The organism is Bacteroidia bacterium (genome assembly GCA_027493955.1).
Lineage (GTDB): Bacteria > Bacteroidota > Ignavibacteria > SZUA-365 > SZUA-365 > JAOSJT01.
Genome location: JAOSJT010000001.1, coordinates 3,533,784 through 3,547,020, shown reverse-complemented (window position 1 = coordinate 3,547,020; position 13,237 = coordinate 3,533,784). Strand labels below are relative to the sequence as shown.

Here is a 13,237-nt window from a genome sequence, read left to right as displayed (position 1 = left end):
CGTATTGCAACGAGGCAGCAGGGCAAAAGAGTCTGTTATCTTGACAGCAATAATGGTAAAAAAAACGGTAGAGTTCAAATCAGCATCGAAGTGAAGAAGCAGCGTATTGATATCGCGCCCGAAACGGCTCTGACAGGGGTAGCAGATTCCCTGTGAATTGAGGATATCAATCCACCGCAGCGATCTCGCGAAAAGGTGTTTCGTTTTGTATTGCAGCCGCATTGGATTTGCCCGGGCCTTCTTTGTAGATTGAGGTTTCACGATATACCAGAGACATCGGCGAGAGTGGAATTGCGTATTGCGCCATCTATTACAGACGAAGCCGTGCACGCCCGCACAGGAAGGCGCTGGGCGGAGTGGTTCGAGCTCCTGGACACCGAAGGGGCGGCACAGCTGTCTCACAACAAGATTGTTGCCCTGCTCAAGAACGGTACGAGTCTCTCCGCATGGTGGCAGCAGATGGTGACGGTCAGCTATGAGCAAGCCCGGGGGTTGCGAGACAAGCACGAGAAGGCCGATGGATACTCGATCAGCGTGACGAAGACTCTCACCGCAGATCTATCGTATGTCTACGCACATTGGAAGAATGGCCGCCAGAGAATGTACTGGCTCACGGAGAAGTTCAAAATCACCACTGCACGGGAAAATGCATCTCTGCGCATTCTCTGGAATGACGGAAGCCGCGTGATTGTGGATTTCGCTGTCACAGCGAACGGTAGATGCAGAGTTTCCGTGCAGCACGAAAAGCTTCCCGATCGAGTGAGCGCGGAGAGAATGAAGGTGTATTGGAGGGGACGTCTCGCCGCGCTTGCCGGCCGCCTCGGCCAGTGAGTCGGGGGGGGCGGCTTCGATTCATGCCAGGATGCTTCTGCGCGCCTGCGGAAACCCCGTCGTTGGGTTGTGCGTGCAACAAAACCGATTTTTTCTTTTTTTATAGAACGGAGAAATTATGAAACGCTTCATTGTGCCACTTTCCGCTGTCTCGGCTGCGGTGCTCATCCTTATCGCGTGCAGTACTGTTCCCATCACCGGAAGAAAGCAGCTGAACATTATCCCCGCCGGGACCATGCAGTCCATGAGTTATCAGGAGTATGGTACGTTCCTCAAGAACAACAAGCTGAGCAGCAATGCCCAGCAAGTGGATATGGTGCGCCGGGTTGGCAACGGCATCAGGGGCGCTGTGGAACGGTATTTCGCGGAAAAGGGATTGTCCGGTGAACTCAAGGGGTATCAATGGGAATTCAATCTCATTGAGAGTCCCGAGGTCAACGCCTGGTGCATGCCCGGCGGCAAGGTGGTTGTGTACACGGGCATCCTTCCGATCACGCAAAGCGAGAACGGTCTGGCTGTGGTCATGGGGCATGAGATAGCGCACGCCATCGCGGAGCACGGCAATGAACGCATGAGTCAGGGTTTGATGACACAGCTCGGAGGCATGGCGCTGAACGAGGCCTTGGCCAACAAGCCCGCTGAAACACGCGCGCTGTACATGACAGCTTTTGGTCTCGGAGCTCAGGTGGGGGTACTGCTCCCGTTCAGCCGCACGCATGAAAGCGAAGCAGACAGGCTGGGTTTGATTTTCATGGCCATGGCCGGGTACGATCCGAATGAAGCAGTAGCTTTCTGGCAGCGCATGGCGGCGAAGAAAGGAGGCGGATCACCTCCGGAATTTCTGAGCACACATCCTTCCGACCAGACACGCATTGCCGATATTCAAAAGCATATGCCGGAAGCGTTGCGCTACTACAAGAAATGACGTCAATGGCTTATGCCGATGCGCATGCTGAACGGGATTGAAATGCAACAGAGCGAATCCGGAAAGCCGTATTTTCGCTTTTGGTGCTCCACCCCAATATGCGGTTGCTTCATAACAAGGAGGAACAGGATTCGTGCATGCTGAAACCGAAAGTATCGCGCGTGCGAAAACTCACAACACAACTGTTCACCAATCGTTTCGATTTGCCGTGAAGCTGTCTCTGGTCGTCTTTTGCATCAGTGTCTGCGCGATACCGGTCCAGGCGCAGAATTCCATTGATTCGTTGTCGTGGTTAGCGGGCCATTGGATGTACGAAGGAAGTTCCAAGAAGCAGGAAGAGTACTGGATGGCGCCTTCGGGAGGAATGATGCTCGGATTGCATCGCGACGTCTCCGCGAATGGTAAAACGTTTTTCGAGTACCTGCGCATCGTGGAGCGCGATGGTGCATTGCATTTTCACGCCAGTCCGGGTGGAAAGGTGGAAACGGTGTTCATCGCCGATTCGCTGGCCCCCGGATTCGTGCGATTCATCAACCCGACGCATGATTACCCGCAGCGTATCCAGTATGCACGGGATTCGGATGGCATGCTGCGCGCGAGCATTTCCGACGCGGAGGGTGGAAAGGTCCGGAGCTGGCGGTTCAGACCTGTTGAATGAATCGAACGTTCCGTGTCAGTCCTCCCGAAGCGCATGGAAAATGCGCAACGCCCGGCTTACCCAGGAAAGCACTCATCGTGAGCCGGTGATTCGTCGTGTATGGCGCTCCATATTGCCGTATTTCCGTAATTTACATATCTCACCTCCCGCTACCGCGCACACGACGGTAGCGGCGTGCATCTGTAACGGACCAGCAGGACATCCAATGAACATCAGGCGCGTTTTCCATCCAGTTCCTCTCCTGACACTTGTGGTTCTCATTTGCGGTATGCTTCCCGCGAGGGCGCAGCAAAACGCTGCTCCTCCCACACGGCTCGATAATGGTACCATGTGGACTTTCGAGTATCCGCCATTGGATCACTTTTCCGCTCTGTATAATTTTCGTCCCGGCCAGGATTGGCTCGACGATGTCCGGCTTTCCGCTCTTCGCTTTGGGAACGGATGCTCGGCCTCATTTATCAGCGATCAGGGATTGGTTATGACCAATTATCATTGCGGGATCGATGCGGTGACGGGGGTGACGCGGGAAGGCGAGGATTTGCTGCGTGACGGATTTGTCGCCCTGCGATTAGAGGACGAACGCAAGGTGGAAGGTTTGTTCGTCGATCAGCTCGTTGAGATACGCGACGTTACCTCTCAGATTCAAGCCGCCATGGAAGGCAAGGAGGGACCAGACGCTCTCCGTGCACGCAATGCAACGATCACCTCCGTGGAGCAATCGCTGAGCAAGGATGGTTTACGCTGCCAGGTGGTAACGCTGTATCACGGCGGGAGGTACTCTGCGTATCTCTACAAACGATACAACGATGTACGCCTGGTCTTTTCCAGCGAACGCGGATTCGCTTTTTTCGGAGGTGTGTACGATTTCTGGGCTTACCCGCGCTATTCCTTCGATTGCGACCTGTTTCGGGTGTATGGTGACGATGGAAAGCCGCTGAAGACAGCACACTACTTCCGCTGGAGTCCCAAAGGTAGCCAAATTGGTGAACCAGTATTCGTGGTTGGCAATCCGGGTCGCACGGGTCGTCTGGTAACAGCATCCATGCTGGAATTTGATCGGGATATGCGTGTCCCATTTACCTATCGGCTTCTGACAGACCGTAAGCATATACTCGAGCAGTGGTTACAGAAGAATAAGGACAAGCACGACGCCGCATACTTTGACGAGATATTCGGGATCAACAATGCCCAGGAAATTTATGGCGGCCGCCTTGCAGGATTACGCGACGATGTGCTGATGCAGCGACGCCGGGATTTTGACGCGAAATTTCAAGCAGACGTGAAAAAGAATTCCACGCTGGCACCACGCTATACAGACCTCTGGGAAAACATTGCCGGACTGATTACCGCACAACGAGCTGTCGCTCCGGATTTGTATGCCCTGAGACCAGCTGGACTCGGTGTCAGCGCTCATGCGGAGAGGGCCGCAGCGATAGTGCGCTGGATAACGGAAAGCGAGAAGGAGGAAAGCGAACGATCGAGCGCGTTCAAAGGAGAGGGCCTGCAGAAAATGCGCTCGGCGCTCACCGAAGCAGTGCAGTTCGACGCCGATATCGAACGCCTGGTCCTCGAGCGACAACTCGCATTGATGCGGGACATGCTCGGGGAAAAGGATGATATCATCCGATCGCAGTTCGGATCGCGGAGCGGCGAACGTCTCGCCACGGAAATGCTCGAATCTTCAATACTCGGTGACGGAGCCGCGCTCGAGACACTGCTTACGGGAGGAAGCGAGGCGTTGAAGCGATCACAGGACCCCTTCCTTCGTCTCGCCCTGGCGATGCAACCTCGTTACGATAACGCAGCGGCGCGGCAACGTGAGCTCGCGCAAGCACTCGAAACGCAGAGGGAGCGAATGGGTCGGGCGCTGTACGATGTCTATGGCACCTCCTATCCACCCGATGCGACGTTTTCCCTCCGCATTTCGGATGGGGTTGTTCAAGGGTACTCGTACAACGGCACTGTAGCCCCTGCATACACTACCTTTTACGGGATGTATGATCGTTATCACTCCTTCAAGGACAGCGACGGCGCATTCGATGCGATGATGAGCGGCAATGCATGGGACCTGCCGCCGCGCTGGAAAAATCCTCCACCGAGCTTTGATCTCGCCACACCATTCAACTTCGTTTCCACAGCAGACATCATCGGCGGGAACAGCGGCAGCCCGGTGATCAACATTCGCAAGGAAATTGTCGGATGCGCGTTCGACGGGAATATCGAGAGTCTACCCGGTGAGTTCATCTTCGCGGAAGACAAGGGCAACCGGACCATCTCTGTTCATTCCGCCGGTATCTTCGAATCCCTGAAGCACATCTATCGCATGGATCGCATTATCCAGGAGCTGGAAAACGCGCGTAAATAGAACGCCAGAGTTGCACAGCCGTGAGTCGACAGAGCGTGAAGAGCGGGAATCCAACCCGCTCTTTTCTTTCCGGATGTCGGGTGTTACTTTTTCTTTCCAACAATCGGAGAATACCAATGAAACCACGAAATACAATTGTCGTTACCCTTTTTCTCAGCATGTTCTGTACTGCAGCACCAATGCTGGCGCAGGACGGTACCGCGCTCGATGCCCACCTGGAGGTGTTCAGGCCGTTTCTCGGAAAGACCTGGCGCGGTGTGCTGGGGGATCCCGGGGCAAGCGCACCCACGATTGACGTCGCGCGCTATGAGCGTGCATTAAATGGCACAGCGGTGCGGACGCTGCATTCGGTGAACGACGGAGCGTACGGCGGAGAGTCCATCATTTTCTGGGACAAGAAAAAGGAATCCTTGGTATTTTATTACTTCACTACCGCCGGATTTTTCACGACCGGGACGATGACCGCCGAGGGGCGCTCCTTTACCGCTCATGAGTTCGTGACGGGAAATGAAAATGGAATTACCGAAGTAAAGAGTACCGCGACACTCGGTGACGACGGCAAGCTGCGCACGGCTTCGCAGTACCTTCGCAATGGGGAATGGGTAGCTGGGCATTCCGCCGTGTACGAAGAAGACGCGCGTGCCGAAGTGCGCTTTCGTTGAAGGTGATGTCGCTTAACGAGAACCCGGTCCCTATCGACGGGCGATAAAACCGGGCCGGTGACGGTATTGTCCTTGCAATATCAGAGAGCAAGACTTGCCCGTAACTCCGCTGCAGTCATGACGGGTTGATCGCAGGCAAAATTTCTGCAAACGTATGCGGTGGTTTTTCCGTCTTTCGGGACGAGTGCAGCGGTGAAAGGCGCAATTCGTGCGAGGCGCTCTGCCTCTTCCCCCTCCGGGCGATGCAGTACGTGCATACGCGGATTCCATGTAGAGTCCAGAACCGAGAGGAACTCACCGATCTGGCCACCTGAGAGGACGAGATCGACGCTCTCTCCCTCCATCAAATCCAGGGCCATGAGAAAGACCGCGGAACCGGTTGGATACGCCGAGATGGAGGATGCCGCCGATTTCAGAATGTCCTCGGCCCGCTGTTCGAACTCCACGCGGCCTGTAATTCGCGCCAGACGGACGAGCACATAAGCGGCGGCACCGTTGCCTGATGGTATGGCTCCGTCGTGGAGATCGATTGTGTCGGCGATCAAGGCCTCACCATCACGCGCGGAGAAACGCAGCGCGCGCGAGTCATCATCTTCGAAAGAGAGAAGCATATGCTCGGCCAGCATCACGGCTTGCTCGAGGTAGCGCAGTTCCAACGTCGCCTGATGCAGCTCGATGAGACCCCAGATCAGGAAGGTATAATCCTCCAGAAAACCGCTGATTCCCGCATCGTTTCCTCTCAGACGATGGAGCAATCGTCTATCATGGGTTATCATGTGCCCGAGTAGTGTGTCGGCAGCACGGACAGCGGATTGAAGCATTTCATCATCCCGGAGAATACGTCCAGCCATCGCCAGACCTGCAATCATGAGTCCGTTCCAGGAAGTCAGGATTTTGTCGTCGAGCGAAGGATGGACACGTTTTGCTCTTGCGTCTTTGAGCGCGGAGAGTGCCGCAGCAAGAATGCTGTCCGCTAATTCCGGTGTGAGGCCATGGCGCTGTTCCCACTCGTTGCGATCGACAGCGATGTGAAGAATGTTGGTACCATGCTCGAAATTGCCGGCTTCCTCAACACCAAAATATTCGCAGAGCATCGGAGCGTAGCGGGATCCAACCACGGAGCGGAATTCCTGACGAGTGAAGACGTAGAACCGCCCCTCCTCACCCTCGCTATCCGCATTCTCCGCCGAAAAAAACACTCCGGATGCATCGGTCATATATTCACGCACATAGGCAGCGATGCCACGGCAGACCTGCTCGTAGCGGACATTGCGGGTTACGGCCCAGGCTTCCGCATAGGTCATGAGCAGAAGAGCGTTGTTGTACAGCATTTTTTCGAAATGCGGTACGAGCCATCGCCGGTCGGTAGAATACCGGCAAAAGCCGCCACCGAGGTGATCCCAGATGCCACCGTCGTACATACGGCGGAGAGTGTGTTCGCATATCGCGAGCAAATTGTCGTCGTTTGCTGCGTGTGCTCTGCGGAGTAAAAAGCTGAGAGTATGGCCCATCGGAAATTTCGGGGCGTTTCCGAAGCCCCCGAACACGGAGTCATACGAATGCGTGAACGCCCGAACCGCGAGTTGCACCATGTCTGCCGGCAACGCGCCTGCGTTCCGGGCCGACGCGGCTCGAAGTCGGTCGCGGAGCTCCGTCCCGATGGAGGTAACCCGATGACGTTCATTTTTCCAGGCATCATGCAAGGCCTTGAGAATGCGGATAAAACCGGGGCGTCCGTGGCGGTCTTCTCTCGGATAGTACGTCCCCGCGAAAAAAGGAAGCTTGTCCGGTGTGAGAAAAACGCTGAGAGGCCAACCGCCCGATCCTGTCATGGCCTGACAAACCGTCATGTAAATATGATCGATATCGGGCCGTTCTTCCCTGTCAACCTTGATCGCGATGTAGTGTTCGTTCAGCAAGGTGGCGACAGATATATCTTCGAAGCTTTCGTGCTCCATCACATGGCACCAGTGACAGGTAGAGTAGCCGATAGAGAGGAATACGGGTTTATCTTCATGCAGTGCGCGATCGAAGGCCTCGTTTCCCCACGGATACCAATCAACGGGATTTCGTGCGTGTTGCAGCAGGTAGGGACTGGAGGTAAAGACCAGGCGATTGAATTCGGATCCCCCATCCTGAGGCAGCGTGGACAGATCCGGAATGTCGGCGGTTTTTTCGCGTGTGATTATTGTGTCGGGCATAAGAGAAGCGTCGTTGTGCGTTCCATGTAGGGGAAAGTCATTCGCACAACAAGAAAAACATGCCTTGGGTTCAACACCCTCTTCTTGATCGTGAAAGATGGAACAACACCATCCATGCGTACCATCGGATGGGCGGGATGACACGAAGTAACGTACGGTCTACTCCATGCAGCGAGGCGAAGCGGTAGTAAAGTAGCGGGGTGGATCGATATGGCACAGAGAGCAGCGTAGTCAGATTTGCAAATGTCAGGCCGACTTCCGTGAAATACTCTTGCATTCATGAAGGAAGAGCAAAGTTCAATTCGTTGAGTAAACGCCCTCTCCGATGCAATTCTGATTGCTTCCGGTGAAAGATCAATGCCGGTGGTGTCGATACCATTCCGTGCCTGGAAGGCGGCGCGCTTCCCGGGAGGGCAGCCGTGATTGAGAAGGGACCTTCCGGCGACGGAGGCGAAAACAAGTTCTTCGCACCGGCGTCGAGGTTAGTGCATCAGGGCATAATATTTATCCGGCATCTGCCAAGATCTGTGACAGATGGAGCACCGTTCGGTATGGAATTGCCGTTCACGTTGGAGACTTTCGTCCCCGGACGTCGTTAATGGCGATGGGCTGATGGCAAAACGAAAAATGCGCTCAATGTGGAGAACGATTACTGCGGACGGGCAAAAAAGGATACCTTTTAAAAAAAATCGGCGACAGACTTTGCGCGCCGTGCCGTGGAGAAGTTTGTGACGTTCACCGCCTTGTCATGCATGGTACCGTGACGTAGTTTAGATGCATGAAGCAGACACGCAAAGCCAATATCAGCGCCCAGCGACTGGCGCCGGTGTCTCTCGGGATCGCAACGTTGCTGTTCCTGGTAACATTGCCGTTTCCGGATGTATTTCTCCTGGCATTGCTTCACGCCTTCTCCGAAGCAGCCATGATTGGCGGTCTTGCGGACTGGTTCGCGGTGGTGGCATTGTTCCGACATCCCTTCGGCATCCCCATCCCTCACACGGCCATCATTCCGAAGCACCGCGCAAAAATCAGCGCGGCGATTATTGACATGGTGCAAAATCGCTGGTTGACCCAGGAAGCCATACTCGAGCGTATTTCCGGATGGCATGTCGGACGAGGCGTGGCGGCCTGGCTGTCGGAAGAGGGTTCGCGGGATGCGCTGCACCGTTTTCTGCGAAGCATTCTTGAAGAGGTGCTTCGATCCGTAGAACCGAAGCGTATCGCACAGCGCTTGTCAGCCCTTGTGCACGAGCAGGTGCGCGAAGATGACATGCTTCGATGGCTCAAGGCCGCCGGAGGTCAAGCCATGGCCTGGCGATGGCACGATGCCATGCTCGACGTGGTACTGGAGCGCATCGGACCCTGGCTTGGCAGCGCCGAGGTGCGCAAACTCGTGGTAAAAAATCTCAGAGCGGTTGCGGAAGATTATGCGGACGGTCCGCTGCGGCGCATTGGAAAATGGATGGCGGAAAGCGTGAACGCGCTGAATTACGAGGATTTGGCCGACGCAATTTTACGCACCGTGTCGGACGAATTGCAGCATATTCGAAACGATGCCGCGCATCCTGCACGGGCGGATGTGGACCGCTGGTTGGGGCAGATGATTGAGGGAGTGGGAGAGAATGAGAGTCTCCGCGCATCCCTCTCCCGGCTGCGAAACTCGTTGACGGAAGAGGGTACATTCATCGATTTGCTTGCTCCGCTCATCGGACGCATGCGTGAAGCCGCTATCGCGGATCTGGAAGCTGACAATCCGGTTATCTTGAAGCATCTGTTTCATTTTCTCGATCAGATGCTGGATTCATTCACAGCGGATGAAAAAGCGCAGGATCAGCTGGATCGCTGGACGAAGGAGCGTATCACTGCACTGGTTCACCGGTATCACGGTGAAATCGGTGGTCTCGTGCAAAAGAATCTGGAGCGACTCGACGATGAAACACTGGTGCGACAGATCGAAGAAAAGGTTGGTGGAGACCTCCAATACATTCGCCTGAACGGCGCATTGGTGGGAGGGCTCGTGGGTATGATGCTGTTTCTGCTCAAGTATTGGCTGCATTGAATGTGAGGAAGGATGCGTAGCGATTTAAACATTCAGCATATCGTGGACATCGACATAGCAGAATTGGAACCGTATCGAACCTTACGGGAGCGCACCTGGCATTGGGGGAGCGGCCATTTTGTGGCGGAGAGTGCGAAAGTGGTTCGCGCCGTTCTTGACAGTAGTGTCACGATACGCTCGATGCTGATCACCGAGCAATGGCTTTCCGAAAACACATCCATACTCGACACAGCCCGCATTGGAGATGCACCAGTGTTTGTGGCTCCCGAGGAGGTGCTTCAACGAATCGTGGGCTATGCGCTCCATCATGGTGTGATGGCTGTGGGCACTATTCCGGAAAATCCCTCCATCGAGGTGCTGCGTGGAGCGAAAGAGAAAGCATCATTACTGGTTGCCCTCGAAGGAATTGCAGATGCGGAAAACATGGGCATGATTCTTCGAAATTGCGCCGCCTTCGGGGTTGACGGTGTTTTGGTGGGGAGGGATAGCTGCTCACCCTGGCTTCGGCGAAGTGTGCGTGTCTCCGTCGGGCATATGTTCCGGCTCCACATTCGGATCTGTGACGACATTCTCGGAGATATCCGGTTGTTGCGAGGCTCCGGCAAGGTTCGACTCGTTGGAGCGGTACCCCGAGGCGGATCGAGCCAGGTCTTTCAGCACATCCAGACGTGTGACGCAGGTGATGCTTCCCTTTGTCTGCTATTCGGGAGTGAAGCGTATGGGCTGACGTCGGAAGCGACAGCGCTGTGCGATGTCTTGTTCACCATTCCCATGCGTCAAGGTGTGGACTCGATCAATGTTGCGAATGCCGTGGCCGTCGCACTCTACGCTGCAACTGCGGCGGCTTCCACACTGAACAACGAGGAATAAGGGCTTGCCGCAAAGGAGAAGCTCGAAATCGTATGAATGACTCGCCCTGGCTCGACATTTCGCCTGAAGAGTATGAAGCACATATGTCCGCGCCGCATGTGAGACAATGGCAAGCACTGGATAGGATATTGGCGGAGGCTTTCGCTGAATTGCAACCGCAGACGCTGTTGATTGCCGGTTGCGGACCGGGCACGGGATGGCGGCATATCGATCCGGCGGTAACGCATGAAGTTACGGGGATTGACATTCACGCAGGATATCTGGAACGAATTCGTCGTGATCACGGACAACGGCTATCAGGTCTGGAATTGATATGCGGGGACATTCTCGCGATGGAGCCGCCGCGAAAAACGTATGGCGTAGTGGTGGCCGCGTTATTGTTCGAGTACATTGACACGAGGCGGGGATTGCGACGTTTACAGGAATCGCTGCACGATGAAGGAACACTCCTGATCGTTCTGCAGGCGGCAGGGACGAAACCGTCAGTGAGCGAGACTCCTTACGACAGTATCCGGCGACTGGCGGATGTCATGCAAATCGTTTCTCCCGAAAAGTTTCTGGCCATAGCCATTGAAGAAGGTCTGGTCTGTCGACGGCGTTGTGTCGTTCCCTTGCCGGGAGAAAAAACTTTCCTGGTGTTTTATCTCAGCAAAGCAGTACGGGAGGAGAGGCGGTAGGCTTGCGACGGTCGTATAGCTGCGCGTTGTGTACCTCCCAGGGTGCGATTGATCACGCTGCCAGTTGAGACGGAAGGTTGGCAGAGTCGCTTCGGGTCAACGGAGGGGTCCGAGATGCTTGACCAGTGATGAAGCCTGCGCCGTCGGCATGATGACGATTTGATTCACACTGACATGGGCTGGACGACTGGCGGCAAAGAACACCGCTTCGGCCACGTCCCCCGCCTGCAGGGCCTCGATTTCGGCGTACACACTTCGGGCGCGTTCCGAATCTCCCCGGAAGCGTACCATGCTGAAGTCGGTCTCGACCAGCCCGGGATCCACGCTGGTCACTCGCAGAGGTGTATCCACGAGATCCATGCGGAGGGCACGGGTAATGCCGTCGACCGCAAATTTGCTCCCATTGTACACTGCGCCGCCGGGATAGGGATCCAGCCCCGCTATGGATCCGATATTGATGATATGTCCCTTGCGACGATGTACCATACCCGGAACGATCGCACGAGTCACGTACAGCAAACCTTTCACGTTGGTATCCAGCATTTCCTCCCAATCGTCCATATCGCTGAGGTGCAGCTTTCCCAATCCACGGGCGAGCCCGGCGTTATTGACGAGAATATCTATGTCGCCCCACTCCGGTGCCAGATTTCCGATGGTGGATATCACGTCGTCGCGATTCCGCACGTCGAGATGCAGAGGGAGAATACTCACACCCGTGGTTTGACTCAAGCGCTCAGCGTGCTCTTGCAAGACGTCGATGCGACGGGCGCAGAGAATGAGGCGTGCGCCCGCGGTGGCGAAGGTTTCGGCGCATGCGAGGCCGATGCCCGAACTGGCTCCGGTAATGAAAACGGTTGTGTGTTTCCCGATCATAATGCTCTACTCCAAAAGGAAAAAGCGACCATGAATCGCTTTTTCCGTGTTCTGGTCAATCCCGCTCCTGCTGCTGTGCCAGGAGCTCCTCAAGTTCATGAATTCGGCGTTCCTGTTCGCGGACAGTTTTGATCAAATCCGGAAGGTGACGCAGAGCGGCTTCGAGGCGCAGTTCGTCATGGATTTCTCGGGCGGGAGAACCGCGGAAGATCTTTCCGGGTCCCTGCAATGATTTTGCGACTCCGGACTGAGCACCGACGGTGACATTTTCACCTATCTCGATGTGTCCCACAACACCGACCTGGCCGGCGATCAGCACATGTTTGCCGAGCACCGTGCTTCCTGAAATTCCGGATTGGGCGGCAATGACGGTGTTTTCTCCGATTTCCACGTTATGCGCAATCTGAATCAGGTTGTCGAGCTTCACGCCGGAACGGATAATGGTCGGACCCAGAGTGCCGCGATCGATTGCGCAGTTGGCACCGATCTCGACATCATTTTCGATGGAAACGAAACCGACCTGCGGAATTTTCTCATATTTTTCACCGCTGGGAGCAAAGCCAAAACCATCACTGCCAATGGTCGTCCCCGAGTGAATGATTACTCGATCACCGATCACACAACGATCAAGTACGCTGACGTTGGGATACAACAGGCAATCCTCGCCTACGGAGGCACCGTCACGGAGCACGACACCTTCCGCGACGACGGTACCTTTTCCGATATGAACATTCCTGCCGATAACCGCAGAGGCGGCGACGGTGACATCCTCGCACAACGTTGCGGAAGGATCAATCACCGCTGATGGGTGGATTCCAGGTTCCGCGTAGCGTCCGAGGGGATGGAACAGCCTGAGCACCGTCACGAAACCGATATAGGGATCGCTGACACGGAGCAGCGCAAGGTCGTTGCGCTGAACGACGGTTTCGCGGGAAACGATCACGGCTGTCGCTTTCGTACCAGCCAGATGTTTCTCGTACTTCTTGTTTGCGACAAAGCTCACCTCTCCGTGAACCGCTTCCTCGATGGGAGCGATACCTCCAACGGTGAGCGAAGGATCGCCTTGCAGCTCGGCGCGGAGCAGTTCTGCCAGGTGCTGAAGAGTAAAGGTCAACT

The 13,237-nt window shown here is 55.3% G+C and carries 11 protein-coding genes; 8 read left to right on the top strand and 3 right to left on the bottom strand.

Translation table 11 applies throughout. From position 1 onward, the window contains the following. The first annotated feature begins 324 nt into the window (after positions 1 to 324). The 5 genes from M5R41_13555 (at position 325) to M5R41_13535 (ending at position 5,441) form a co-directional block, all read left to right on the top strand. Positions 325 to 831 carry a hypothetical protein gene (locus M5R41_13555; GenBank protein MCZ7557420.1) on the top strand — a complete coding sequence of 169 codons (507 nt, stop codon included), beginning with the start codon at positions 325 to 327 and terminating at the stop codon, positions 829 to 831. 118 nt (positions 832 to 949) lie between these two features. Then, complete coding sequence (locus tag M5R41_13550) at positions 950 to 1,756, top strand: M48 family metallopeptidase (GenBank protein ID MCZ7557419.1); 807 nt, start codon at positions 950 to 952, stop codon at positions 1,754 to 1,756. A gap of 208 nt (positions 1,757 to 1,964) precedes the next feature. Then, entirely contained in the window at positions 1,965 to 2,414 is a 450-nt protein-coding gene (locus M5R41_13545; protein ID MCZ7557418.1) for a DUF6265 family protein, read from the top strand. Positions 2,415 to 2,619: 205 nt separating this feature from the next. Next, positions 2,620 to 4,779: a S46 family peptidase gene (locus tag M5R41_13540; GenBank protein MCZ7557417.1), complete on the top strand. Its 2,160-nt coding sequence runs from the start codon at positions 2,620 to 2,622 to the stop codon at positions 4,777 to 4,779. 116 nt (positions 4,780 to 4,895) lie between these two features. Continuing rightward, positions 4,896 to 5,441: a hypothetical protein gene (locus M5R41_13535; GenBank protein ID MCZ7557416.1), complete on the top strand. Its 546-nt coding sequence runs from the start codon at positions 4,896 to 4,898 to the stop codon at positions 5,439 to 5,441. A gap of 80 nt (positions 5,442 to 5,521) precedes the next feature. On the opposite strand, the gene M5R41_13530 is transcribed toward M5R41_13535, so the two are convergent. Beyond that, positions 5,522 to 7,642, bottom strand: coding sequence for a thioredoxin domain-containing protein (locus M5R41_13530; protein MCZ7557415.1), 2,121 nt, complete (start codon positions 7,640 to 7,642; stop codon positions 5,522 to 5,524). A 778-nt stretch (positions 7,643 to 8,420) separates the two neighbouring features. Here M5R41_13530 and M5R41_13525 point away from each other — a divergent pair. From M5R41_13525 to M5R41_13515, 3 genes are read left to right on the top strand one after another with little or no spacing between them, the layout of a single operon-like run. Further along, positions 8,421 to 9,701 (top strand): DUF445 domain-containing protein, encoded by a 1,281-nt coding sequence (locus tag M5R41_13525; GenBank protein MCZ7557414.1) that lies wholly within the window; start codon positions 8,421 to 8,423, stop codon positions 9,699 to 9,701. Positions 9,702 to 9,713: 12 nt separating this feature from the next. Continuing rightward, entirely contained in the window at positions 9,714 to 10,571 is an 858-nt protein-coding gene (locus tag M5R41_13520; protein ID MCZ7557413.1) for an RNA methyltransferase, read from the top strand. A gap of 32 nt (positions 10,572 to 10,603) precedes the next feature. Further along, on the top strand, positions 10,604 to 11,248 hold the full coding sequence (locus M5R41_13515) for a class I SAM-dependent methyltransferase (protein ID MCZ7557412.1): 645 nt from the start codon (positions 10,604 to 10,606) through the stop codon (positions 11,246 to 11,248). 96 nt (positions 11,249 to 11,344) lie between these two features. Here M5R41_13515 and M5R41_13510 read toward each other — a convergent pair whose 3' ends face one another. Next, complete coding sequence (locus M5R41_13510) at positions 11,345 to 12,121, bottom strand: SDR family NAD(P)-dependent oxidoreductase (protein MCZ7557411.1); 777 nt, start codon at positions 12,119 to 12,121, stop codon at positions 11,345 to 11,347. Positions 12,122 to 12,176: 55 nt separating this feature from the next. Continuing rightward, positions 12,177 to 13,235 carry a UDP-3-O-(3-hydroxymyristoyl)glucosamine N-acyltransferase gene (gene lpxD, locus M5R41_13505; protein MCZ7557410.1) on the bottom strand — a complete coding sequence of 353 codons (1,059 nt, stop codon included), beginning with the start codon at positions 13,233 to 13,235 and terminating at the stop codon, positions 12,177 to 12,179. Positions 13,236 to 13,237: the final 2 nt, after the last annotated feature.